Source organism: Paenibacillus luteus, assembly GCF_006542765.1.
Taxonomy (GTDB): domain Bacteria; phylum Bacillota; class Bacilli; order Paenibacillales; family Paenibacillaceae; genus Pristimantibacillus; species Pristimantibacillus luteus.
Genome location: NZ_SKCD01000055.1, coordinates 213,473 through 238,588, shown reverse-complemented (window position 1 = coordinate 238,588; position 25,116 = coordinate 213,473). Strand labels below are relative to the sequence as shown.

The following is a 25,116-nucleotide window of genomic DNA, read 5'->3' as shown; positions in this document are numbered from 1 at the left end:
CACAATTCTGCGAAACGGTTTAATATACTGCGCTATTCCCTAGCCTTTGATACTTCCCGCAATCGAATAACCCTGCATAATATAGCGCTGGAACACGAGGAACAACAGCACCGGGGGCACGATCGCATACGTCAGTCCAATGAACTGAATATCCGCGGGCAGAGTAGCTTTCAGGTTATAAATGGCAACAATTACGGTCCATTGCGATTGATCCTTCAAGATCATATAGGGCCAGAAAAAGTCATTCCATACCCCGTTGATTGTCAAAATCGAGATCGTAATCAGCACCGGAACGCTAAGCGGCAAAATAATGCGCAGGAAGATGCCTAGCTTCGTGGCGCCGTCGATATGCGCAGATTCGACCAGCGAGGCCGGAATCGTATCGAAAAAGTTTTTGAAGATAAGGATAACGACCGGGTTAACCGCCGCCAAAAACCATAAAGGCCAATACGTATTCGTAAAATTAATATGGAACAGCGGAAAATCTACGATATTTCCGAACAACGGCACAATGCCGACTGTGCTTGGCAAGAGAACCGTCCACAAAATCAACAGGAAGAAAAATGCGCTTCCCTTCGGCTTCAGCTTGGAGAAGAAGTAACCGGCCAAGCCGTTAAAGAACACGGTAAACGCAAGCGTTCCGATCGTCACATAAAAGGTATTGATATAATAACGCATAAACTTGAACTCGTTCCATGTATCCCACAGCTTCTCAATATGGAAGGACCGCGGAATAATCGTCGGCGGAATTTCATAGAACTCTTTTACATCCTTGAAGCTGGACAAGATAACCCATACCGGAGGCAAAATGCAAACGAGCGAAATAATAATCATAATCGTAAAGAACAGCCAATAAATAAGTTTAACCCGCGGTAGCTTATATTCCAAATCTCCGATAATTCCTGATGTTTTAGCCGCTTTCATGTGCTCACTCCTTGCTACATGTCCCATTTTTTCTGTAATTTGAAATAATACACGGTCATCACCATCAAAATCATAAACGTAATCACTCCGAGTGCTACCGAGTGCCCTGCTTCAAAGTAACGGAACGCATAGAAGTAGCTTTGCAGCTGCAAGGTCATAGATGCGTTGTTCGGTCCGCCTTCCGTCAGCACGAGCGGTTCGTTGAAGATTTGGAATACGCCGCTCACTTGTAAAATTAACGTTAACCCAATAAGTGGGGCAATCTGCGGAAGCGTAATGTTCCAAAATTTGCGCCAAATGCCCGCTCCATCAATCGAAGCAGCTTCATATAGCTCATTGTTGACGCCCTGCAAGCTTGCTAGAAACAGCAGCGTCGTCGCTCCGAAGCTTCTCCAAGTAATCGTCAATACGATCGTAATAATCGTCATGTTCGGATCTTGCAGCCACCCCTGCGGATGGATGCCGATGAAGCCAATAATTTTATTAACCAAGCCATTCTCGCTCGGTTCAAAGAGGAACATCCACAGCAAGGATGCTGCGATTCCCGGAATCATGCTCGGAAAGAAAGAAGCAAACCGGAAGAACGAGCTCCAATGCCTCATTTCGTTAATCATCACCGCAACGAAAATAGGGATGACAAATCCGATGACAAGTGACCAAAAAACGTACATAAACGTATTAATCAACGTTTGTTGGAATACCGAATTCGTAATGACATCGATATAGTTTTGCAATCCGATAAAGGATTCTGCTTTAAAGCCCTTCGTCTTAAAAAAGGACAACCAAATCCCGGACAATAAAGGCTGCCATGAGAAGAAAAAGAAAAATAGCAGCGTTGGAATAATAAGAAGCCACGAGGACCATTCCTTCATCCAATACAGTAAGAACGTCGTTTTCTTCTGTTTGGGTGTGTACGTGGGCGTGGGTGTACCTGCGTTTGCGCTCATGTTGGTATCCTTTCCTGTTGATGTATTTATTTAAAATGATAACGCTTCCCTGCTCGGAGCAACATCCTTCAACCCTGCGAAATGGTTTGTCATGGCATGAAAAAAACCTCTGCGAAGCAGCCAGCAGCTGCTTTTCTCGCAAAGGCTCATTTCATCTCACGGTTAGATCGCATGAACAACGATTCAGATTACTAAACAGGAAACACAAGGTTAGGGAATGAACGGAGCAGCAGCTCAGGACGCACGGCCAAAGAAGCGCCTACAGCTGTTTCTTCCTTCAAAAACCCGCCGCCAGCTTTCTCAAAGCATCGGATGGCTACCTTTCTCGTCTCTCCCGGAAAGAGCGTGAAGTATTGGTCATCACTTTCCAACCAGTAGCCGTTCGTTTGCTCCTCCAGATGAACATGAAGCGCAACTTCCTCGCCGGTATTTGTAATGCTAGCTTCATTTTCCAGCATGCCTTCCTGCTCAGAAGACTGCCACTCCTGCGATAAACCCACCGTTAGCTTTGCCTGATTAAGCGAAAGCGCGGCCTTATAGAGCGGCCCCTCGCTTGCCGAGAACACGTAGGGATGGCTTTGCCCGCTTCCAAGCTCCGAACGGTAAATCAACCGTATAAACAGCAATCCATTAGCCGTTGAAGGAACGCTGAATTTCAGCTGCCCCACGCATAGCGCGGTATCTTCTGCCGTTACGCCAACAAGCTCGGCTTGATGATGAACAGCGCCAGTTGAATCAAGTACCTGAGCAGTCACTTCTACGCTTAAGCCGGCCTGATGGGCATGAACATAAATATCCGATTGAAAGTTCTCGCCGACTGCCGCATTAAGCTTGCGGTAATCCATAGAAACATGCACGGGAGCAAATGCCTGCTTTGCCCAATAATAAGCCATTTTTGTTTCGCCAAAATAGTCAATAAGATTCGTGCAGGAAACATTTGGCCAAGGCTCGTTCAACTGCCAGATAATGCTGCCGCTGTTCCTGAACTTCCGGCGACGGTTGGCCTCCAGTATAAAGCGGAGACCTTCCGCCTGCACCCATTGGCTGCTTTCGGAGAAGATAGCCAAATCCTGCATCGTTCCAAATAAGGCTTCGTCGCGTGAGAGCGTATCCCACCATTCCCCGTGATGGCGCCACACCATGCTGTCCTGCATGGAGACGGGAGTCCTGTGCGGCTCGCTCAAAAACTTGCGCAGGCTCTTCACTCTGCTCACACCGTCGACGCCAAACTCGCTATGAAATAAATTGTCGTTCTCGCCATACAAGCGGTAATGCTCCGGATTGTTCATATATTTCCAATGGCCGTGCACATCATGTCCGAGCCCTTTCTCATCGGTAATATATTCGACGGGCCCGGATGCCGAGGTTGGAAGAAACAGTCTGTGAGGATCTAGCTGCCTTACCAGCTCCTTCAGCATCGCAAGGTTCTTGTCGCTGTCATTCGAAGGCTTGTTCGGCGCGCTCATCAGCTCATTGCCTCCGCTCCAGACGGTCAGCGACACATGATTTCGGCGATCCGCCAGCGCCGCTCTAGCTGTTTGCTCCAGTAAGGCTAGAAACTCCGGCCGCTTGGACGGGATATTGTCTACGCCGGAGCTCGACTGAATAAACTCCTGCCAGACCATAATGCCGTTTGCGTCGCAAAGCTCGTAGAAGGCTGTTTTTTCAATGACGCCTCCGCCCCAAATGCGCACCATATTCATATTGCCCTGCCGCATAAGCCGAACCATCCAGCCGTATTGCTCATCCGTAACATTCCCGTACAGATGATCGAGCGGAGTCATATTGACGCCGCGAATATAGATCCGCTTGTTGTTGATAACAACCGTATACGGCAGAGCATCATCCGGACTTTCGTCGTTCTGGGCATAGCTCAGCTTGCGAAGTCCTGTTTTATACGTTTTCTCGTCATATTCCGTACCGTCTGCCGTGTGCAAGACGACCTTCACCTGATAGAGCGGCTGGCTTCCATAGCCGTTGGGATACCAAAGCTCAGGCTCGCCAATCCGCAGCTCAACCTCTGCCTGTCCATCCTCAAGGCGGCTCGCAGATTGGCTTGCAACAAGTCGGCCTTCTGGATCGAAACAGCTAACACTGACGAGCAGCCGTTCACTCTCGCCCTCGCCTGATTCGTAATCCAACACGCTCGCCTTTAGCCCAATAATGCCCACTGCCTCCTTGGCAGAACCGGAATCCAGGCCCTCAACATCCGTATGCAAATAAACCTCGTCCAGCCTGTGGGCTTGCTGAACACGGAGAACGACTTCATCCCATATGCCAATATTGACTAGGCGCGTCGAGAAATCCCATTTGTAATTAAAGCGGCTTTTCTGCGTAAACGTCTCTGACGTTTTCCCGATTTGCGCCATTTCGTCCGGCGCATGCCGAAGCAGCACCGACAACTCCACGCGCTCGTTCTGCTTCAGCAGCTCAGTCATGTCATAAACCGCCTCGTGAAACATGCCTTTATGCTCCCCGAGCAGTTCTTGATTGGCATAGATAGCAGCTTCGTAATCCAGACCCTTGAACACAAGCTCGACGCGTTCGCCCCGTTCACTCGGCCATTCAATGGTTGTTTTATACATCCACCAACGGTTCTCGACCCACTCACAGTGCGTGCTATTCAAATCTGTGTACGGATGCGTAATCAAGCCCGCACGGTACAAGTCATAATGGACGCCGCCGGGGACGGTGGCAGGCAGCCAATCGGTTACCCCCATCAGCTCCTGCCCCAGCTCCATGCTCGTTCCCTTAATCGGCACCCATGGCCAGAAGCCCTTAACCTTCCAGTTCAATGAATCAAGTCTAATTTCATGCATGCAAAATGCTCCTTCGCTAAGCTTATTTATGTTCTGACAAGCTGCTCATCGCTACGTTCCAAAGCCTTCGGTAGTTTGACCAATCGGCATGCAGCTTTTGACTGGCTGTGACCAGCACCCCAGCGAACGAAATCGACGGGTCAAGCACCAGCATGCATCCGCTAAATCCAGGGTGACCCATAGCGGAAGGCGACAGCAGGTCGCCAAAGCAGCCGTAGAGGTCCTGCTCCCCCTTCACCCACATGGTCGGCGTCTTGTTAAAGCGTCCTTGCGTAACCTCCGAATTCATTAGCCTTGCGGCAGCGGGGGAAAAGACTTGCTTCTCCCCGTACTGACCGCCCGAGACCAGCATGACAGCAAAGCGGAGCAGATCCGAAGCAGTGGAATACAACCCGCTATCGCCGGTGACTGCCAGCCCCTCCAGCTCCTTAACGGGACCCGCGTTCATGCCGTCATAAGGCAGCGTATACGTACCCGGCGTCCAGCCGCTGATCTCAAAGGTACTGTCTGTCATGCCAAGCGGCTGAAAAAGATACTTAAGGCCAAGCTGCTCCAGACTCATTCCGCTGGCTTCCTCTGCAATCTCCATCAAAACCGTGTAGCCCTGCGTATAGTACTCCGCTCGCTGGTCGGCAGCTGTCGTCACGGGATGGTTATAGATTTTCGATTTAAATGGCTCCAGCTGCTCAGGAACCGGCCAAGAGAGACCCTCCGGCGGAGCAAAGCCCGCGGTATGAAGCATCAGCTGCCGGATCGTATGCGGATATCGATAGGCCGGAATAAAGGCTAACACCTTGTCATCCAGTGATAGCTGCCCATTCTCTGCCAGCTTGACCACTAGCGAAGCCGTAATGATTTTCGTAACCGAGCCTATATTAAAGGGAGTATTCGGCTGCACGGCAATAGCCGCGCCTGTAGATGAACGAACGCTGCCCTTATGGGCCTCGTACATATTGCCTTCGTAATAAAGTGCCAAGGAATAACTATCGGTTATCCCGTTTTGCATGAGCGCGTCCAGATGCTGGACGATTGCCTTCGGGCATTCCAACACGCTGCTTCCACCCCGTTTTCAATAGAATCATTTCTCTTGCTCATGGTAGCATAGGCCAAAGAGGGGCAAGTAGGTTGCTATCCTGCGAAAGAGTGGAGTATTCTGTCGGAACCTTCCATCGCGCTGACGGATGGCACCCGTTATACTATAATGAATAGGATCGACAACAATAGGTTATGGGGGAGTCGGACACCATGTTGAAAGCGCTTATCGTCGATGACGAATACCTGGTTAGGACCGGCATTCGCGAGACCATCGAATGGGCCGAATACGGCGTAGAGATTGTCGGGGACGCCAGCAACGGCTTGGAAGGACTTGAGCTCGCTCTGCTCCACCAGCCCGATGTCATTGTTACAGATGTACGTATGCCGTATATGAACGGCTTGGAGTTTTTGGAGAAAATTAAAGAACATAACCTGCAGTGCGGCGTGATCGTGCTTAGCGGATACGATGAATTTCAATATGCACAGGAGGCACTCCGCCACGGGGCGGCGAGCTATCTGCTCAAGCCCGTTAATATTGAGGAATTAGCGGAAACCGTTCAGCAGATCGGCCGTCAAACGTTGGAGAAAAAAACGAGCAGCATGCAGTTTCAAAAATATAAGCAAGAAGAAAATGCGATTTCCTCGCAATTTTGGCTGGATTTGTTCTTTGGCCGGCTCGCCGACCCCGTCTTGATTCAAGAGAAATACGATTGGCTCCACATTGCAATACCGCCGGAAAACAAGCTTATCGTTGCGGTCGTCTCCATTGTGCCTGACTCGGTCACCGCCCAGGATTACGATGACAAGGCCAAATGGACCTCCATCGAGGAGCGACTCCAGCATTACCTGCAAGAATATAATATTTCGGCCATATCCATGATAAGAAGCGCAACGACCGAATGGACCTTAATTGCTGCAACCAATCAGCCGCTCGCCGATTTTGTTGCCGTCATGTATTCTTTTGGTTACGCTGTCATCAAAGCGGCCGAGGATACGGCTGGCTTCAGGGTAACGGTGGGTTTTGCCGAAGCATGTGACCGGTATGCAGGCATTCATGCGGCCTTTGTCAAATCGCGCGAGGCTGCTCGCAAATCTATTTCGGGTCTCGGCGGCGTGCTGTTTGAGTCGGAGGACGAGCGTTCGGGCTCCAGACGCGAGGTCCGGGACGCGCTCGCCTATATCCGGCTTCATTATGCCGATAACATTACAGCCGATATGGTCGCTGACAAGGTACATGTCAGCTCCACCCATCTCATGCATTTGTTCCGGAAGGATCTCAACAAAACCTTCTATGAATGTTTAACGGAATACCGCATTGATGAAGCCAAGCGGCTGCTTCGCTATTCCTCTTACCGTGTGTATGAGGTAGGCTTGCAGGTTGGGTTCGGGGATTCCAAATATTTTAGCCAAATTTTCCGCAAAATGACCGGAATGTCGCCGAGCGAATATGCCAAACATCATCAATAAGCAGGACCGCAGCGACAAGTCGTCCTCTATTTTGCGAAAATTTAATATTCGTACCCGTATCGTATTCGTCATCGTTACCGGATTAGCTCTGCACCTGACGCTCATGCTCGGCGTGTTCAACATTTACGCACACACCTATCTCAAAAACAATTTATACAACCATATCGGCAATATCCAGAAGGAAATCGGTCTGAGCTTGGAGCTGATCGTTGATGACATTCAAATGCTCTCGCTTCGTTTTCTGGTGAATACCGATATCTATCGGACAATTGGTGATCCCTCTATGGCGGAGGATGAGAAAAAAACACGAATTCGTTCCCTTATGGAAGGCATTGTCGCCAAAAACGAATTGATCGGCGATGTTGTCATCATAACCAATGAAGACACGCGGTACCGCTATGTGGCAGATAGCGAAATTTTCGAGGACCCTGATGATTTACTCATCTCCACTATCGAGCAATCGACCCTGCCCGTCATTGGCAAAGTGAAGCATGACGCCGAAGAGAAAGCCTATATTGTATTCGGGCAAAAATACCGCAATTTCAATACCGGGCAAAGTATTGGCATCATTTTGGTTTACGTGCGAGAATCTTCGCTGTTTAATTTGTATAAGCCTGCCTTTGAAGGCATGGGCTATTCCTATATCGCCTCGGCGAATAATGAGGTCATCTCGCATCCCGATAAACGTGTCGTCGGCAATACCCTACTGGAATCCGATGCGTTTCATCCCGCCGACAAGGCGGGTTATCGAAATGTATCCTCCGGCCACGATAATTATGTGCTAAGCACCTATCCGCTGAGCGAGCGCCTCAACCGATTCGGCGTAAGCTGGAAATTGGTTTCCGTCGTGTCACGTCCGCAATTATTCGGTGCTATTAATGAAGGAAACCGAAATGCGCTGTTTTTTGCCTTGCTGGCGTTCATTGGCCTGTTCATTCTATCCTTCTACCTGGCATCCAAAATTACGGAGCCTGTGTTTAATTTGACAAGAAAGCTGAGCAACATCGGAAAATCAGGCCTGCAGCTGATGAATGACCGAAAAAAACCGAGCGACGAAATCAGCGAGCTGGAAAACAGCTATTACTCGATGATCGACCGGATTAATAACCTCATTCATGAGAACAACGAGGAGAAGGAGAAGCAGCGCGTCATGGAGCTCACTGCGCTGCAATCGCAAATCAATCCTCATTTTCTATACAACACGCTTGATGCGATTACGTGGACAGCAAGACTGAAGAAGCAGCCGGAGATCGAGCGCATGATATCTGCTTTAGCAACGTTTTTTCGAATTAGCCTTCATAAAGGGGATAAGCATATCCCTATCGAGGAGGAAATCCGACTCGTGCAAAGCTTCGTGACCGTGGAGCTGATGCGCTTTCCGGACAAATATGACGTGACCTACGATATACCGGAGCCACTGCGGAAAATTCGAATTTTAAAGCTGATTCTTCAGCCACTGGTGGAAAATGCGATCAAGCACGGCATGAGCGAGAAGCAGGGAAAAGGTCTGGTCGAGGTAAAAAGCTGGCGGGACGAGGCTTATCTTTATTTTGAAGTCAAGGATGACGGGGTTGGCTTTAAGAGCCATGCCAACGTTCAAAGCACAGACAAAAACATCTTATTTCAAAGCGGGTATGGCCTAAGAAACGTGGACGAGCGGATTAAGCTCGAATATGGCATAGAATCCGGTTTAAGCATCACAAGCGAACCCGGCAAAGGCACGACGGCCCTGATTCGAATTCGCTTGCATGCGGATTACATCTCGTGATGCCTGCGCATTTTTTTGTACAAATCCTTTAACGGCGCAAGTATGCTCCGGGATAACCGCTGGATTAAGACAAAAAACAAAGCCAATATAAAAATGCCGACTCCGATTAGCGTATTTCTTAGCAATCGGAGTTCGCTTTTGATTGGCTCCCCCGATATGAGAATGCCCATCCGATCCTCCGAGTGATACAAGCGGTACAGCAGCACGATCCCTTGATCCGTCTGATTAATCGTCATTTCCTGATCGGGCAGCGTCTCATGCAGGCTCCTCTCAATCCGCTCATCCGGCTCCTGCTGCAATCCATTGGCGTCGACGACCGACTGGTCATGCGTCAAGATGAACGTCGGATACCCTCCATAAAGCTCAGGATCATCCGTATGATAGAAGCTGTTCATTTTCTTCAGATCCACGGTCATCAGCAGCAAACCTGCGTTTTTGCCATGCTTATCTATAATTTTGGCCGTATAAACAAGCCTTCTGCGCGGATCGGAATTTTTGTAAACAAGGGAGCTAGGCGACTGAATCATCCACTCCGAGGTCAGGTCAGAGCCCAGAAACTTCGCATATTCGGTCACCTGCTTAATTTCATGGAACGGACGGATCGCAGAGACATTGCTTGATGCATAGACGCTGCCGCTATTGCCGTATAGAACCATGTCCAAAATATATAGGTTCGATGAAATCATCCCGTCCAAAATAGGCGGTATCGTATTATCGTAATCGCTGCTCGACAAGGATTCATGGACAACCGTATTGTTCGTAACCAAGCTGGCCATTTCCTCCATCCACTTCATGAACAGTTGGGCGTTTTTGTGCTGCTGGCCCGTATATTGAAGGGAAAGCTGGCGCTGCATTTCCGAGCTTCTGTTCTCGATCGTGCGGAATACAAGGATACTGGACAATACGACATACAATAGAGTGACTGATAATAATATGATTTTCATCTTCTTATCCAGTGATCGAAACAACGCCATCCCTCTTTTCCCTGCTGCCTTGTTGTTGTCTATCCCTATTGTACCGCAACTGTCATTTAAGCGCTTTCTTTTATCGCCTGTCGATATTACCATGGAAGGCGTTCGATAGACACCCCGCTAACCTGCGAAATGGTTTGTTAAATCATGATTTCCCTACATTAGATGGACTAGAACTCACACTTTGGTCGCTGCGCTAAAAATTCAGTTTTTAAGCTCAATTTATATAACTGCTTGAATAGCAATAAGCTCCCTTGCTTGCCGGGAGCTATTCTTGCATGGCTATCTTTATCGATAATCGTTAATCTTCTAATGCTTGCGCAGCTTCTTCGATATTTGGTTTCCGGCTGTCTGCATCAGTTGAACGAGCAAAATTAGAATAATGACACACACGTACATGACGTCAGGCTGCCAGCGCTGGTAACCATAACGAATGGCGACATCACCAAGCCCGCCCGCTCCGAGCACGCCGGCCATCGCCGTAGCGCCAATCAAGCCAATCGTCGCAATCGTCAACCCCAGCACGATTCCCGGTCTTGCCTCCTTAAGCAGCACCTTCCAAATAATCTGCCGCCTAGAAGCGCCCATCGCCTGAAAGGCCTCAATGACGCCGGGGTTCACCTCCAGCAAAGCAGACTCAATTAGCCTCGCAATATAAGGCGCGGTGTAGAAGACGAGCGGCACGATGGCCCCTTTCACGCCGATGGTCGTATGCACAATCCATTTCGTAATCGGGATGATGGCAATGAGTATGATGATGAAGGGGACGGAGCGCAGCACGTTGATGACCGCATTCAAGACCGGATAAAGCACCTTGTTCGCATAGATATGGTTAGGTCGCAGCACCACTAGGCAAACGCCTAGAAATAGGCCGATAATTGTGGAGAAAAAAAGCGAATATACGACCATTGCCGCCGTTTCCCCAAGCGACTCCAAATACAAATCATAATTATCTATAAAACTGTTAATAAAGCTATCCAGCATGCTCCAGCACCTCCACCTGTATGCCGTTTTGTTCCATGTAGGTCATGCCTTCCTGAATGACAGACGGCTCGCCCGGCAAGCTAATAATAAGAAAGCCAAATACGCTATCCTTTATTTTCGTTATATTCCCGTACAAAATGCTGGGCCGCAGCTGATAGCGCAGCGTCAAATCAGCCAATATGGGCTCGCTTACCGTTTCGCCTACGAATGAAATACGCAGCAGCCGCCTTGGTGCAGCCTCGTTCGCGGTTCGCTGCAGCAGCTCGCGCGGCAAGTCAGCGTCAAACACGCTTTTGATAAATTTCTTCGTCGTTTCCGTCTTCGGCTTCGTAAACAGCTCCAGCACCGTACCTTGTTCTACGATGGCACCGCCCTCCATAACGGCTACCCGATCGCATATCTTCTTTACGACATACATTTCATGGGTAATGAGCACGATCGTAATGCCGTAGGAGCGATGAATATCGAGCAGTAAATGCAAAATGGAATCGGTCGTTTGCGGATCGAGTGCTGACGTCGCCTCATCGCATAATAAGATTTCCGGCTCGTTGGCCAGCGCTCTGGCAATGGCTACGCGCTGCTTCTGGCCGCCCGACAATTGGGCGGGGTACGCGTCCTTCTTGTCCTCCAGTCCAACGAGCGAAAGCAGCTCGCTGACCCTCACTTGAATCTGCTGCTTCGCTGCTCCTGCAAGCTCGAGCGGCGCGGCAATATTTTGATAGACGGTACTCGACATCAGTAAATTGAAGTTTTGAAAAATCATGCCGATCTTGCGCCGCATCATCCTTAGCTGGTGCTCGCTAAGGTCGGCAAGCTCCGTATCTTGGATTCGCACGCGGCCCGACGTCGGCCTCTCCAAATAGTTGATGCAGCGAAGCAGCGAGCTTTTGCCCGCTCCGCTATAGCCGATAATGCCGAATATTTCCCCTTTGCGGATATGCAGGCTGGCTTCTTTTACCGCATGGATTTCCTGCTTGCCTTGTTGGTACGTTTTGCTAACCTTCTCCATCCAAATCACAATACAACCTCCGCCTCAATTGAAATGGTAAAAGGTCCCTTCCGCTAAGAAGAGACCCGGGCTTTAGTCACCGACTACCAGGATGCTACGATATAAGTGCCGTATTTTTCTTCCACAAATTTCTTTACCTGATCGGAGTGATAAGCCTTAATCAGTCGTTGGAACACCGGTTTATCCTTATCCTCTGTTCTTACGGCGATGATGTTCACCCAAGGCGAATCCTTCGGCTCGATAAAAATCGCATCCTTCGTTGGCACGAAGCCCGCTTCCACCGCATAGTTGGTATTAATAACCGCTGCCGTCAAATCGCCAAGCGCTTTTGGAATAAAGGCCGCGTCCAGCTCCTCGAACTTCAGATTCAGCTTGTTCTCGGCGATATCGCGTACGGTTGCCGTAATGCCCACGCCCTCTTTGAGCTTGATCAGACCCGCATTTTCGAACAAAATAAGTGCACGCGCACCATTGGTCGGGTCATTTGGCAAACCGATCACATCGCCTTCCTTAATCTCCGAAACTTCTTTGATCTTCTCGGAATAAAATCCGATTGGGAAGTTAAGCGTATTGGCAATTTTCACGATGTCCAAATTGTTGTCCTTCTTGAACTGATCGAGATAAGGCTCATGCTGGAATGCGTTCGCATCAAGCTCGCCTTCAGCCAGCACTTTATTCGGCTGTACATAATCATTGAATACAACCAGCTCAATCTCTAGATTGTCCTTGGCAGCAACCTCCTGCACCTGCTTCCAAATCTCCTCCTCGACGCCTGCCGATATGCCAACCTTCAGCTTAGCCTTATCACCACTGCCCTCTGCTCCATTGGATTCCGACTTGCTGCCGCAAGCAGCAAGCGCCGCTGTTAATACCAGAGTCAGCACAACCATTACGATTTTCTGCTTCATTCATGTTTCCCCCTGCTCCGATTTGTTTTCAAGTAAATCAAGCGCCCAGTAAAAACAGAAAAGCTCTTATTCCAACGCATACGGCTGCTTCTGCCGTTGCTTGAAATAAGAGCTTTTAGTCTTCTAATCAGCTCAATTTCTTATTATTCCGATGAAATTACTATAGATTAATACCTAGCTTATTGTCAATGCTTTTTTGTAATTAAAAAGCTAGCTTTTCCATTTATGACCAAACCTTAACTGTGCTATGACATCATAACCTCTATTGATTAAACAACATTACAGGCGCTGCTTCGCTTACAGGCTTGGTTAGTGATGACAAAAGCCGCCCAGCACGTCATATTGACGAACTGGGCGGCTTCCTCAGCCTTGCTGTTTATAGCTTCGATTGGATTTCTGCGATTACACGCTGGATGATATCGTCGAGCGACTGGGAGCCAAGATCTCCTTCGCCCCGTTTCCTAACCGCGGCCGTACCCGCATTTTTCTCGCTCTCGCCTACCACCAACGTATAAGGAACCTTCTCAAGCCCCGCCTCGCGGATTTTGTAGCCTAGCTTTTCATTGCGTGAATCCACCAATGTCCGTATACCGGCTTCCGCCAGCGCTTGCTTCACTTGCAGCGCATAATCGATATATTTCTCGGATACGGGCAGCAGCTTCACCTGAACCGGAGCGAGCCAGAGCGGGAACGCTCCAGAGAAATGCTCCGTCAAAATCCCGATAAAGCGGTCGATTGAACCGTATACTGCGCGGTGGATAACTACCGGACGGTGCTTCTGGTTGTCCTCGCCGATATAGGAGAGGTCAAACTTCTCTGGCATCTGGAAGTCGAGCTGAATCGTGCCGCACTGCCAGCTGCGCTTCAACGCATCGAGAATATGGAAATCGATTTTCGGTCCGTAGAACGCGCCGTCGCCCTCATTCACGCGATACGCAATATTGCGGTTGTCCAGCACGCTCCGCAGCGACTGCTCGGCCTGATCCCACAGCTCTTCCGAGCCCATGGAATCGTCCGGTCTTGTTGATAGCTCGATTTTGAATTCAAAGCCAAACACGTTATAAACATGGTCGATCAGCGCGATCGCCTTGTTGATCTCTTCTTCGATTTGGTCCGGCCGGACGAAAATATGCGCGTCATCCTGGCAAAACGTGCGGACACGCATCATGCCATTGAGGGCTCCCGAATATTCATGCCGGTGTACCTGTCCGAATTCCGCCATTCGGATCGGCAGCTCCCTGTAGGAGTGCAGGCTGTTTTTGAAAATAAGCATATGCCCCGGGCAGTTCATCGGCTTCAGCGCATAGGGCGTGTCGTCAACGTCTGTAAAATACATATTGTCTTTATAGTGATCCCAATGGCCCGATTGCTCCCACATCCGCCTGTTCATCATGAACGGCGTACGCACTTCATCATAATCGCGCTGCCGCTGCAGGCCGCGGATAAGATTTTCCAGCTCTGTACGAATGGTCATGCCGTTAGGCAGATAGAAGGGCATGCCCGGCGCTTCCTCCGAGAACATAAACAGCTCCAGCTCCTTGCCGAGCTTGCGGTGATCGCGCTTCTTCGCTTCCTCCAGCATCTCCAGATGCTCATCCAGCTGTGCCTTCTTCGGAAACGATGTGCCATAAATCCGCTGCAGCATTTTGTTGTCCGAATTGCCGCGCCAGTAGGCGCCAGCTACATTTTGCAGCTTGAATGCTTTAACCCGTCCTGTTGATGGCAAATGCGGACCGCGGCACAGATCAACAAACTCGCCTTGCTCATACAGCGTAATAACCGCGTCCTCGGGCAAATCACGGATCAGCTCCAGCTTGAGCGGCTCCTCCTGCCGGGCAAATAATGCCGCCGCGTCCTCACGGCTAACCTCGCTGCGGACGATCGGCAAATTCTCTTGAACGATCCGGCCCATTTCGGCTTCGATAGCCGAGAGATCATCACTCGATAGCGGCTTCTCAATATCAATGTCGTAATAGAAGCCGTCTTCGATCACCGGGCCAATGCCTAGCTTCACAGCCTGCTCCCCGTAAATTCGTTTGAGCGCTTGCGCCATGACGTGTGCCGTGCTGTGACGGTATACTTCAAGCCCTTCCGGGCTGTCGAGCGTCACGATTTCGATTTGGCTGTTCTCATTGACCTCTCGTTGCAGATCAACCAGCTTCCCGTCTACTTTGCCTGCGACTGCGTTTTTAGCGAGCCCCATGCTGATGGATTCCGCGATTTGCGCAAGTGTCGTGCCTCTCTGATACTCCTTAACTGTTCCATCCGGTAATGTAATTTCAATACTCATTATGCAGCCTCCGATCGAATTAGTGGAACGCAAAAAAACACATCTCTCCCAGAAAGGGACGAGTGCGTTCAGCTCGTGGTTCCACCCTCATTCGATCTGCCACTATCTCTATGGCTACGCCATTCATTAGCAAAAGCAAGATCCTTATTGAGCATCCGATAACGGGGATGATTCGGTGTTATTTACAACCGCCCGGTCAAGCAGCGGGTTCCATAACACGGCTGCAAAGGGGTAACTACACAATCGTCAGCTGGAGAGGCTCTCAGCAATCGCCTCTTTCTCTGGACAGCCCGTAAAGGTAATCATGTCTTTGGTCATAGCCTATTTCTGGCTAAATTGTAATCCTAACTTCTGAGGATGTCAACCATGGCGATTCTCCGCTTTACACGGTTGAAGAACGCTCATGAAGGAAATCGGAGGGCGAGCGGCCCGTGCTCCGCTTAAAAATGCGGTAAAAATAAGAAACGTCATTATAGCCCAAATAATCGGCGATTTCGCTAATCATCAGCTGCGATTCCGTCAGCATATAAACCGCTGTTTTCATCCGTTGATTATGAACATATTCGCTGATTGTTTGATTGGTGACCGCCTTAAATAAGGTCGCGGCATAATTAGGCGTCGTGCTGATCACATCGCCCAGCTCCTCCTTAGTCACTCTCTCCCGGTAGTGCGTCGCAATATATTGCTTCATGCTCTCTACGCGCCGGTGCTTCTCGGAGGAAATGACGCCTCGGTCCTTCTCCTGATTAAGGAATATCAGAGTTTCAGTCAAAAGGGCTTCCGCCATCAGCTCATAGTAGGCCGGCCTTTCTTTATACTGCGTCAAAATGCCGCGAAGCCTCTCTTGAACGACCTCAAAGCAGCCAAGCTTCTGCTTAAAGGGCTCTTCCAGCCGAAGCAGCGGAAGCGCGCATTCCTCTGCAAGCTTATGAAAGTTGACCACATATTTGGTGTGGACGACGGTTGGAATGCTTTTTCCATAGTACGGAACATGTCCGGGAATCAGCAGCAAATCGCCTTTTTCCAAGATGAGCTTCTCCTCGTTCACCCAATAGACACATCTTCCATAGGTCACCAACGACAGATGGAATGCCAGCTGGCGCCCCGCCCCCTCCTCGTACCAATCCGCTCCATTATCCTGATGCGCTTCCGAAATCGCAATCATAAGACACACTCCCGTTTTCTGTACTATTGTACATTCATTGTACTATAGTTCTTAATCTGTTTCGAATTTTCGCGCTACAATGGAAAAAACGAGGAGGCCTACAACATGCTAAAAACAAAAATTATTTGTACAATGGGTCCCGCTTGCGATTCCGTTTCAACGATTAAAGAAATGATCCAAGCAGGAATGACCGTTGGTAGACTGAATATGGCTCACGGCGAATTAGAAGACCACGTCATGCGGATGAACAATATACGGCAAGCAGCGCGCGAGCTGAACACGTTCGTGCCGATTATGATGGATATTAAAGGACCTGAAGTCCGGATCGGTAAGCTGAAAGAGGCTTCTTGCGAGCTTATCGTCGGCGAAGAGCTGATTCTAACGACGGAGGATGTGCTTGGCGATGCGACTCGCCTGCCTGTGAACTATAACGAGCTTCCGCTTGTGGTTAAGCCAAACGACCGGATCTTGATCGACGATGGACTTGTGGATCTTACGGTGCTGTCCATAGAAGGAAACGATATTCGTTGTAAAATCATAAGCGGCGGTACGCTGAAGCCGCGTAAAGGCGTCAATCTGCCGGGCATCAAAACGACTTTGCCGGGCGTAACGGAGCGCGACGTCGTACACATTCAATTCGGCATTCAAAACAATGTAGAAATTATCGCCGCATCATTCGTTCGCAAAGCCGAGGATATTTTAGAAATTCGCAATATTCTTGAACAATCCAATGCAAGCCATGTGCAAATCATCTCCAAAATCGAGAACGAAGAGGGCATGAATAATCTCGATGAGATTATCGAAGCTTCCGATGGCATTATGGTTGCCCGCGGTGACCTCGGCGTAGAGGTGCCGATCGAGGATGTGCCAATGATGCAGCGCGAAATGATCAACAAATGCAACCTGGTTGGCAAACCAGTCATCGTTGCTACCCATATGCTTGAATCCATGCAAGTAAACCCTCGCCCAACCAGAGCTGAGGTCAGCGACGTAGCCAATGCGGTTATTCAGGGCGCAGACGTAGTCATGCTCTCAGGCGAGACGGCTGCTGGGAAATATCCGGTGCCTTCCGTACGCACCATGGCTTCTATTGCCAAAAAAGCAGAATCCATGATCGATTACAAAGAGCAATTCGAGAAAAGAAGAGCTCAGCAAAGCACGAATATTACCGAAGTCATCAGCCAAGGCGTCGTCAGCTCTTCGCTTGAGCTGAATGCGAAAGCGATTCTTACCTCGACCGAAAGCGGCTTTACGGCACGCATGGTTTCCAAATACCGCCCAAGCGCGCCTATTATCGCAATCACGCAACATGATCATGTGCTGCCGAAAATTTGCCTCCTCTCTGGCGTCATTCCAGTTAAGGGTGATGCGGTGACAACGACGGACGAAATGTTCGAATCCGCCACGCGCAACGCCAAACTAACGGGTTTGATCGACACCGGCGACATCATCGTACTCTCCGCAGGCGTTCCGATCGGCCAAGCTGGAGCGACGAACTTGATCAAGGTTGCTCAGGTTTAGGTTGGTCCAGGCTCAACTGCTCAAGATTAATTAAGTCCAGGCCCAACTGCAGCCTTCTCTAAAAAAAGAAGCTATTTCAGCCGTCATTTGACGGGGAATGGCTTCTTTTTTGATACATAATAAACAATATAAACTCGAATTATGTAAATATATATAACGAACTTAAAATAGAGACGAAATGAGCTGTTTTCGCACGTTTAGTAGGGCTGACTATGGCATCACGAGAATTTAGCTGGAATTTATCCCGTTAAAATCGCGATATTCGCTGGTCAGGCAAACTAGATGGAATTTGTCCCGTTAATTGGGCCATTTCTCGTCATTATCGTCATATTCCTTGGAATTTGTGGGAGGAATTTCAGCTAAATCAGATTGTTTATATTCAAATGGCCGGGGTTTCAACATTTGAATCAAGATGCCCCCCAGCTACGCAGCCGCGCTCGCATCTCGAGATTCTAAGGCAAACAGCTGGTTTAATAACTGATGATCTTGTGCATCCTGATATGGAGCCATGTTTAAATACTCTCCTCTGGAATGGTCTGGTAACTCTTCTAGATGAGTATTTACTTCTTGGCTTACTTTTTGGGAAGCCATCATATTACTCAATGATATGGACATTGTCTTTCTTTCTGACTCCCCCTGACGATCATAGATCTACTTTTTAGATCTATTTCTTTCTGAGGTTCTGTTTTGGGTCGATTAAGTCTAAATTTTAGATCTATTTCTCCAAAAACCAACGATTTATCACCCTTTTAAAGCCATATGGCAGTTTTAGATCTACTTTTTAGACCTATTTCGTTCAATGAGTCTATTTTTAATAAATTAGATCTAAATTGTAGATCTATTTCTCAAGAATATAGCAGGTTTCTGCCGAAGTGGAGCCACCTGGCAGTAATATATCTATTTTTTAGATCTGATTCTTTCTAAAGAATTATTTTGACCTTTTCCATCTAGAATTCAGATCAAAAATTAAGAACAAAACATAAGCCCTTTTAAAGAAATAAATCAATCAAATTATTCTGCGCGTCAATTTACCCATCATCAACCAAAACACAAAATAGCATAAGAAAAGCTATCCTCCTGCCAGCTTTCATAGCTTGGGGGATAGCTCTTGTATAAGTTACTATTTAACCATTCGTTTGCCTGATAAGTGTGTGTGCATTGGCGTGCATAGGAGTAAATGTAAGAGTCAGAGTATGTGTATGCGTGTCTGTACTCGTATGTATAAGAGTATGAGTATGTGTATATGTGCGTGTGTTTGCGTATACGTGTCTATTGTTCACCCCTCTTAATGTGGTTAGCCATCCTAGAGGAGGGTTTCGTCTACGTTTGCTGGTAATGAGTCGCTGCTACTTGGCAGGGCGAGCACAAAAAAGCATAATAAATGCCTTCGCCATATTCCATCATTTCTCCACCGTCCAACTGGCCGAGAAAGGCCATCGTTTCGCGGCAACTTGGGCAAGCCGGATACTCCGCGTCTTGTACCCACGTCGGATAGCCGCCGACTTGAGAAGCGCCTGCTTCAAGGACCCAGCTGGCAGCATAATAGGTGTGCCGAGGTTCCGCGGCTAAGTACCACTCTCTGCCTCCAAAATCCATCGCTTCCTCTGCGGCATCATCCAAATATGCAGGACGCTGGTTATGCTTGCTCCAGCTAAACTCGCCGTTTGGCCCAATGTCCGTATATACCACACTGTAGCAAGTACAGCCCAAGCAGGTGGCAATTCTAGTTCTGTTCCCTCGCTGCTGCTTGAATGCAATGCGCGCCTGCTCATGGCCCAGATCCAGAAGCACCGTCAAAGGCGCTCCGCACCATTCGCATTTCTGTTCGCTCGGCTCCAGCCTCGAAATGGGCGGCAAGGATGACGCTGTTTCTGCCACGAGCGCAAAGCAGCCCTCCTCGAACAAATTACGCCGTTTGCCTTGCCCGCTCAGCTCCCAGCCTGCCTCATGCGCATAACGCTCAGGCGCAACATGCAGCTTATCCCGCCACATAGGCGGCTGCTCGCGCCACTTTGCGAACTGGCTTACGACCTCTGCATCGCCGATCCAGGCAAGCGCAAGCAGCAGATGGTTCCGATTTTCATCATCCCATTCGACGCGTTCACTAAGCTGATCCCGAATGACCGCAGGCGCGCCCAGAAATAATAGGCCAGGGTAGAAAACATTCCTTCGAAACAGCATGTCCAGTATAGACGGAAGCATCGCCCAGCCGCTGAAGCATATCAGCTTCATCAGCATTTCAGCAGTACGTTCGCTCTCTTCCTGCCCTATCAAACCGGCTGCGTAATCCGCCAGCCGCTGCGCCTCTCCGCCCGTAAGCGAAGCATAAAGTTGCTCCTCACTCTTCACATACGGCAGGAGATTTTCAAGCGGGTCGGGCTTCCTTGGCGTTTGCATCACGATTAAGATTTCAACGGGATCTGCGATTCCCTCATACAGATTAATATCTTTGCGATTCTCGCGAATAAAAGCCTCACGCTCAGCACGCTGCGCCGCCTGCTGGCAAGGCATGCAATAGCCTCCAGTTTTCTGCGCCGTGTAAGGCAATATGGTCGCGCCACAGCTCTCGCTTTTGCATGGAATACGTTCACTCATTCGGCATCCTCCTCTCACAATTTCATGAAGCTTTCACAATATGCACGCCACCTCAGGGCCTATGGAGCATAATATAATAATAACAACACTTACGTTAGTAAACCTGGGAGGAAACCGATATGAAAAAGGAACATACCGTTTATTTCAAGGTCATGCACGGAGCCAACACCAAGGTGTTGACGGGACTTATCTATCTGGAGGAAAATACAAAGCCTGCCTTAGAAGATTATGAGCAATGCTTAAAGCAATGCGGGCATGACGTACATATCGAGAACAAGGAGCAGTTTATTTTCCGCTCCAACAATCCCGCAGACGATTATTTGATCGATGTGTTGGAAAATTACAAGAAGAACGACAAAGATCTGCACGCGGACCATCTGGCCCAAAGCTTCGTGAAAAAGACGCCGTTTCTTTAATTATTTCTGAAATTCCGTCGGCGTCTGCCCCGTTACCTGCTTAAATATGCGGCTAAAATAATACGGATCAGCGTAGCCGACCTGCTCGCCCACTTCCTTCACGGACAAGCCACGGTTATGGATAAGCAAATATTTGGCTTCGTTGATCCGCAGCGTTATTAAAAACTTAGAGGGCGGCTCGCCCGTATGCTTAACAAATATTTTGCTTAAATACGACGGGTTGAAATTGAAGTTGGCCGCAATTTTCTCCAAGCTGAGCTCCTTGCTAAAGTTGTCGCGCATATAGGACTGCACCTTGGCGACGATTTCCTCCGGCGTCGAGCCGGGCTGGAACGCGCCTTTCATGTTTTGCCCATAGCTCGGATGATCGAACTCCGCTTTCAGGCGCGCCAGCGTTCCAGCCAGCTCGCTTGCGGAGATCGGCTTGAGCAAATAATCGACCACATTGTACAAAATCGCCTGCCTCGCATACTCGAAATCGCTATAGCCGCTCGTGATGACGATTCGGATCCATGGATAATATTTATCGACATTGCGGATCAGCTCCATACCGTCCATGATAGGCATCCGTATATCCGTCAGCAGCAAATCCGGCTGGAACTGGTGGATCATCTCCAGCGCTTCCTTGCCGTCCTGCGCCGCTCCCACAACTCGAATCACCGGATCGCTGCTCAGCTTCTTAATGAGACTGTTGCGTATTAAATCCTCGTCCTCCGCAACGATTGTCGGAATGACCAATGATTTCTCCATGCCGCATTACCCTCCATTCGCTGTCCTGCCGCCGATGATAATACTCGCGCCCCCGGACGGAAGATTGTTTACCTGAAACAAAGCCGAATCGCCATACGTTAGACGCAGGCGGATATAAATATTAAGCAGGCCCATGCCGTTTAACTGAAGCATCGGAATCTCGCCCATACGCTCCATTTCCCTGCGTTTATCTGCAAGCGCCTGCAAGCTTTCCTCGCTGAAGCCTGCGCCGTTATCCTTAACCTCGATATTCCACCGGTCGCCTTCTATCTTGCCAATGACCTGAATTATCCAATCCGGCTGTGTCCGCGTCACAAATTTAATCGCATTCTCAACCAGCGGCTGTATAACCAGCTTCGGAATTTGATCCTGTAAGATACGGTCATCGATAGCAAACGAGAATGCAAGCTTACGCCCGAACCGGATTTGGTTGATCTCCAAATAATTGTGCGTGTGCTGCAGCTCCGTCTCCACGGTTACGAGCGACGCATCGGAAGAAATATACCGCAGAAACCCTGACATATTTTCAGAGAGGGACACGATTTGCTCATTCATGTTTTCCTCCGCCATTACTTGAATTGTGGCCAGCGTATTGTACAGGAAATGTGGATTCATCTGCGATTGCAGCGCGACAAGCCGCGACTGGAGCTCCTGCGACTGGGCGAGCAGCATGTCATCCATTGATTCCTTCACCCTGGCGCTCATCCGCTGAAACTCCCAGTGCAGTTGGTCCAGCTCATTTAGTCCGCTGTTCAGCTCACGCGAAGCGATCCGGCCCGTACCTGCATCCTCCAGCTGATAGTTGCGCACGGCACGATGAATCTTCTGAATGGGAGACGCGATCCTGCGGGCCGCGGCAAAGGACAACACGATTGCCATCAGCAAAATAACGAAAGCGACCAGCACCGTTTTTTTGGAGAAGGCCGACAGCGGCGAGAGCAACTCCCGCTCCGATACGATGAGGACAGTCGTCCAGCCTGTCAGCTCCGAATAATGGACCGAGAGCAGCTCGTCCTCGCCGCTGGCAGGGTTGCGGACTGTCGCACTCGCAGCGGCAGAGACGTCATTTTCTCCTTGGCGTGCAGTCAGCCGGATATAAGGTTCATACCCAGCGGAATCCTCTCCCATAGGAAATACGATCTGCCCCTGCTTATCGTAGACGATGACCTTTTCCCGGTAAGCCCCGAGCTTTCGCTGGTCTAATATACTCCGAAATATTCGGCTATAATATTGTTTAATTTCAACAATGCCAATCGGTACGTTATAGTTATCAAAAAAGACGCGGAACAGCGATATGGAATATTGCCCTTCGCGCGAGGAAACAAACTTCGCCATCTCGCTGTCGATGGCCGGCTTGCCGATATGCTTCATGGACGGGTTCTGGACTACGCCTTCATACCAAGCCTTGCTGGCAGGGTCGTAGGTGCGTTCCCCGTTGTCAAAGCCGTTGCCGTACATTTTACCTGCAAAATCATACAGGTACAACTGCTCTACCGGCCGCGAAGGACCGATAGCAGCAGTCAAAATATCCGCCAGCTGCTTCGCGCTCTCCCTCTGGCTGGGGATAATCGGTCCCTCCGGCAGCGCCGGGGTGCTGCCGCTCCCGCCCTGCACATCCTCATCCGATTCGCCCTCGACCAGCCGTTTGAATTGGTCCTTGACCAGATTAGAATACATTACATTCAAGGAAACATCATTCATCTTCTGGATTTCGGAGTCGATCTGGTCCTGCACGGAGGTGCCCATGCCGTCCAGCGTATCCAGCGCATTGCGCCGCAGTTCTCCAGAAGCCCACGAGTAAAACCAGAGGACAAGCACCGTAAATACAACGACAATAATTAGGGTATAAGTAAGGAACAGGATCGTTCTAATGTTGTTGAAGCGATTCGCCATATGCGTCCTCCGCAGTCCGTCATTTCTTGCGTTTTTCTATTGTGCGTTCGGGGCAAAGCATTTGTCAAAACATTTAATTGGAAATGTAAGCGGTAAAATAAAGATAAAAATGAATCCGTTTTCTCCATGGAGGCAAAGCTCCTTTGCTCTTATATTAGTTATAAGTCAAGCGGGCAGCAAGCTTCTGCCAGGACAGACTGAAAGCGAATACAAAATTTTGCTTAAAGGGGAGTACCATTTATGAAAAAGTCAGTTTGGAGCATCATTTCCCTCGTTCTCATTATGTCTTTAGTCGCAGGCTGCGGCAGCAACAACAGCAACAGCGGCGCGACAGACAAACCCGCTAACGGAAACGGCAGCACCGGTGGCAAAAGCGACGTAACCTTAACCTATATCGCCAGCCAAGGCTGGATCAAGGATGCAGAGATGGAGCTTGCCAAAAAATTCGAAGCAGAGACCGGCATTAAAATCGATTATCAAATCGTACCGTCCGATCAATATTTCAACGTGCTGAAAACTCGGCTGAACTCCGGCGAAGGCCCAGACATCTTCGGCGGCCAAAGCGGCAAAAGCGAAATTCAGCTCAACTACAACGTAGAGAAAAATGCGGTCGATCTAAGCGACCAAGAATGGGTAAAGCGCGAAGATCCGTTGTCTCTAGAGCAGCTGTCTCTTGACGGCAAGGTTTATGCCTTGACGATCTGGGACACCTACAGCAGTTTTGTAATCGCATACAACAAAAAATTATTTGCTGAACTAGGACTAAGTGTTCCGAAAACCTACGCTGAATTTAAAGATATCAGCAAAGAAATCAAAGACTCCGGCGTTACGCCAATCTATGAGCCGATCGCTGACGGCTGGCACCATGTGCTCTGGTTCGCTGAACCAGGTCCGCGCTACAACGAGCTTCATCCGAATCTGTACGATGATTTGAACGCCAACAAAGCCAAGTTCGAGGGCAATGAAGCGATGACGACGGCGCTAACGCAATTGAAAGAACTTTATGATCTTGGGTACTTCGGAGACAATGCGTTCTCTGACACAGGCTCCGATACGCCTAACAAGCTAGGAAACGGCGAATATGCGATGTCCCTAACAGCGCAAAGCACGCCTTCCGATATCGCAGAGGCATTTCCTGACCTGAAAGCAGAGGACTTCGGCTACTTCGTGATTCCGCTTGTCGACAACCAAATCTACTACATTAATCCCGGCGGCCCAAGCAAATTCATCTATTCCGGATCCAAGCATATTAACGAAGCGAAGCAATATTTCGACTTCCTGACCAAGCAGGAGAACCTGCAATTCGTTCTGGATAACGACACAACAATCGCCAACCTGAACTTCCCTGATCTAAAAGACAAATACAGCGACGATCAAAAAGCTTTGTTTAAAACTTACCCTGTCAAAGGTACGGATATCCAAAACATCGTCAACTACGTAAATCCGCAGTGGATGGATATCGGCAAGGACATGCAAGCGATGTTCGGCGGCGCTATGACCCCTGAAGAGCTGCTCAAAAACATCGATAAGCGCCGCGGCGACATGGCGAAGGTAGCCAAAGACCCATTGTGGGCGAACTAATCCTACTCATCACAACGCAAGCCTAATAGGACCAACATAGAAAGGGAGCGTCCGGACGCCCAGCAAGGCTGGA

The 25,116-nt window shown here is 49.3% G+C and carries 19 protein-coding genes; 5 read left to right on the top strand and 14 right to left on the bottom strand.

The genetic code is table 11. The features are described 5' to 3' along the window. Positions 1 to 39: 39 nt before the first annotated feature. From E0496_RS29580 to E0496_RS29565, 4 genes are all read right to left on the bottom strand, one after another. Positions 40 to 924 (bottom strand): carbohydrate ABC transporter permease, encoded by an 885-nt coding sequence (locus E0496_RS29580; RefSeq protein ID WP_161601633.1) that lies wholly within the window; start codon positions 922 to 924, stop codon positions 40 to 42. 14 nt (positions 925 to 938) lie between these two features. Continuing rightward, a complete protein-coding gene (locus E0496_RS29575) occupies positions 939 to 1,796 on the bottom strand; it encodes a carbohydrate ABC transporter permease (RefSeq protein WP_141505602.1) in 858 nt (285 codons plus the stop codon). 266 nt (positions 1,797 to 2,062) lie between these two features. Beyond that, the gene (locus E0496_RS29570; RefSeq protein WP_141505483.1) at positions 2,063 to 4,690 is read right to left on the bottom strand and encodes a glycoside hydrolase family 2 protein; all 2,628 of its coding nucleotides are present in this window, start codon (positions 4,688 to 4,690) and stop codon (positions 2,063 to 2,065) included. Between the two features lie 22 nt (positions 4,691 to 4,712). Next, positions 4,713 to 5,741 (bottom strand): serine hydrolase domain-containing protein, encoded by a 1,029-nt coding sequence (locus tag E0496_RS29565; protein WP_141505481.1) that lies wholly within the window; start codon positions 5,739 to 5,741, stop codon positions 4,713 to 4,715. A gap of 194 nt (positions 5,742 to 5,935) precedes the next feature. On the opposite strand from E0496_RS29565, the gene E0496_RS29560 reads away from it, so the two are divergent. Beyond that, complete coding sequence (locus tag E0496_RS29560; protein ID WP_161601632.1) at positions 5,936 to 7,192, top strand: response regulator transcription factor; 1,257 nt, start codon at positions 5,936 to 5,938, stop codon at positions 7,190 to 7,192. Then, a complete protein-coding gene (locus E0496_RS29555; protein WP_141505477.1) occupies positions 7,173 to 8,960 on the top strand; it encodes a sensor histidine kinase in 1,788 nt (595 codons plus the stop codon). Before E0496_RS29560 ends, E0496_RS29555 begins: the two co-directional genes overlap by 20 nt. Here the strand turns inward: E0496_RS29555 and E0496_RS29550 are convergent. The 6 genes from E0496_RS29550 to E0496_RS29525 form a co-directional block, all read right to left on the bottom strand. Continuing rightward, on the bottom strand, positions 8,948 to 10,027 hold the full coding sequence (locus E0496_RS29550) for a cache domain-containing protein (RefSeq protein WP_206669910.1): 1,080 nt from the start codon (positions 10,025 to 10,027) through the stop codon (positions 8,948 to 8,950). The genes E0496_RS29555 and E0496_RS29550 overlap by 13 nt on opposite strands. A 213-nt stretch (positions 10,028 to 10,240) precedes the next feature. Then, entirely contained in the window at positions 10,241 to 10,915 is a 675-nt protein-coding gene (locus tag E0496_RS29545) for a methionine ABC transporter permease (RefSeq protein WP_141505474.1), read from the bottom strand. After that, a complete protein-coding gene (locus E0496_RS29540) occupies positions 10,905 to 11,933 on the bottom strand; it encodes a methionine ABC transporter ATP-binding protein (RefSeq protein WP_141505472.1) in 1,029 nt (342 codons plus the stop codon). Before E0496_RS29540 ends, E0496_RS29545 begins: the two co-directional genes overlap by 11 nt. A 74-nt stretch (positions 11,934 to 12,007) precedes the next feature. Beyond that, positions 12,008 to 12,832 carry a MetQ/NlpA family ABC transporter substrate-binding protein gene (locus tag E0496_RS29535; protein ID WP_141505470.1) on the bottom strand — a complete coding sequence of 275 codons (825 nt, stop codon included), beginning with the start codon at positions 12,830 to 12,832 and terminating at the stop codon, positions 12,008 to 12,010. A gap of 376 nt (positions 12,833 to 13,208) precedes the next feature. Beyond that, positions 13,209 to 15,122, bottom strand: coding sequence for a threonine--tRNA ligase (thrS, locus tag E0496_RS29530; RefSeq protein WP_141505468.1), 1,914 nt, complete (start codon positions 15,120 to 15,122; stop codon positions 13,209 to 13,211). 382 nt (positions 15,123 to 15,504) lie between these two features. After that, positions 15,505 to 16,287: a helix-turn-helix domain-containing protein gene (locus tag E0496_RS29525; protein ID WP_141505466.1), complete on the bottom strand. Its 783-nt coding sequence runs from the start codon at positions 16,285 to 16,287 to the stop codon at positions 15,505 to 15,507. A 105-nt stretch (positions 16,288 to 16,392) separates the two neighbouring features. Between E0496_RS29525 and pyk the strand changes: the two genes are divergently transcribed. Next, positions 16,393 to 17,808, top strand: coding sequence for a pyruvate kinase (gene pyk / locus E0496_RS29520; protein ID WP_141505465.1), 1,416 nt, complete (start codon positions 16,393 to 16,395; stop codon positions 17,806 to 17,808). A gap of 423 nt (positions 17,809 to 18,231) precedes the next feature. Here pyk and E0496_RS36285 read toward each other — a convergent pair whose 3' ends face one another. Continuing rightward, positions 18,232 to 18,411: a hypothetical protein gene (locus tag E0496_RS36285; protein WP_206669909.1), complete on the bottom strand. Its 180-nt coding sequence runs from the start codon at positions 18,409 to 18,411 to the stop codon at positions 18,232 to 18,234. A gap of 717 nt (positions 18,412 to 19,128) precedes the next feature. Then, positions 19,129 to 20,403, bottom strand: coding sequence for a DUF1963 domain-containing protein (locus tag E0496_RS29510; RefSeq protein ID WP_141505463.1), 1,275 nt, complete (start codon positions 20,401 to 20,403; stop codon positions 19,129 to 19,131). Positions 20,404 to 20,522: 119 nt separating this feature from the next. Between E0496_RS29510 and E0496_RS29505 the strand changes: the two genes are divergently transcribed. Next, on the top strand, positions 20,523 to 20,819 hold the full coding sequence (locus tag E0496_RS29505) for a hypothetical protein (protein ID WP_141505461.1): 297 nt from the start codon (positions 20,523 to 20,525) through the stop codon (positions 20,817 to 20,819). On the opposite strand, the gene E0496_RS29500 is transcribed toward E0496_RS29505, so the two are convergent. Together E0496_RS29500 and E0496_RS29495 are read right to left on the bottom strand one after the other, a co-directional pair. Next, positions 20,820 to 21,569, bottom strand: coding sequence for a response regulator transcription factor (locus tag E0496_RS29500; protein ID WP_141505460.1), 750 nt, complete (start codon positions 21,567 to 21,569; stop codon positions 20,820 to 20,822). 6 nt (positions 21,570 to 21,575) lie between these two features. Next, positions 21,576 to 23,462, bottom strand: a complete 1,887-nt coding sequence (locus E0496_RS29495; protein WP_141505459.1) for a sensor histidine kinase — start codon at positions 23,460 to 23,462, stop codon at positions 21,576 to 21,578. A 240-nt stretch (positions 23,463 to 23,702) separates the two neighbouring features. Here E0496_RS29495 and E0496_RS29490 point away from each other — a divergent pair, with 240 nt between their 5' ends. Continuing rightward, on the top strand, positions 23,703 to 25,043 hold the full coding sequence (locus E0496_RS29490; protein ID WP_141505457.1) for an ABC transporter substrate-binding protein: 1,341 nt from the start codon (positions 23,703 to 23,705) through the stop codon (positions 25,041 to 25,043). The last annotated feature ends 73 nt before the right edge of the window (positions 25,044 to 25,116 follow it).

Coding starts and splice junctions, on each gene's coding strand:
- E0496_RS29580 (WP_161601633.1), bottom strand. CDS start 924: ATGAAAGCGGCTAAAACATCAGGAATTATCGGAGATTTGGAATATAAG.
- E0496_RS29575 (WP_141505602.1), bottom strand. CDS start 1,796: ATGAAGGAATGGTCCTCGTGGCTTCTTATTATTCCAACGCTGCTATTT.
- E0496_RS29570 (WP_141505483.1), bottom strand. CDS start 4,690: ATGCATGAAATTAGACTTGATTCATTGAACTGGAAGGTTAAGGGCTTC.
- E0496_RS29560 (WP_161601632.1), top strand. CDS start 5,936: ATGTTGAAAGCGCTTATCGTCGATGACGAATACCTGGTTAGGACCGGC.
- E0496_RS29555 (WP_141505477.1), top strand. CDS start 7,173: ATGCCAAACATCATCAATAAGCAGGACCGCAGCGACAAGTCGTCCTCT.
- E0496_RS29550 (WP_206669910.1), bottom strand. CDS start 10,027: ATGGTAATATCGACAGGCGATAAAAGAAAGCGCTTAAATGACAGTTGC.
- E0496_RS29545 (WP_141505474.1), bottom strand. CDS start 10,915: ATGCTGGATAGCTTTATTAACAGTTTTATAGATAATTATGATTTGTAT.
- E0496_RS29535 (WP_141505470.1), bottom strand. CDS start 12,832: ATGAAGCAGAAAATCGTAATGGTTGTGCTGACTCTGGTATTAACAGCG.
- thrS (WP_141505468.1), bottom strand. CDS start 15,122: ATGAGTATTGAAATTACATTACCGGATGGAACAGTTAAGGAGTATCAG.
- E0496_RS29525 (WP_141505466.1), bottom strand. CDS start 16,287: ATGATTGCGATTTCGGAAGCGCATCAGGATAATGGAGCGGATTGGTAC.
- pyk (WP_141505465.1), top strand. CDS start 16,393: ATGCTAAAAACAAAAATTATTTGTACAATGGGTCCCGCTTGCGATTCC.
- E0496_RS29510 (WP_141505463.1), bottom strand. CDS start 20,403: ATGAGTGAACGTATTCCATGCAAAAGCGAGAGCTGTGGCGCGACCATA.
- E0496_RS29505 (WP_141505461.1), top strand. CDS start 20,523: ATGAAAAAGGAACATACCGTTTATTTCAAGGTCATGCACGGAGCCAAC.
- E0496_RS29500 (WP_141505460.1), bottom strand. CDS start 21,569: ATGGAGAAATCATTGGTCATTCCGACAATCGTTGCGGAGGACGAGGAT.
- E0496_RS29495 (WP_141505459.1), bottom strand. CDS start 23,462: ATGGCGAATCGCTTCAACAACATTAGAACGATCCTGTTCCTTACTTAT.
- E0496_RS29490 (WP_141505457.1), top strand. CDS start 23,703: ATGAAAAAGTCAGTTTGGAGCATCATTTCCCTCGTTCTCATTATGTCT.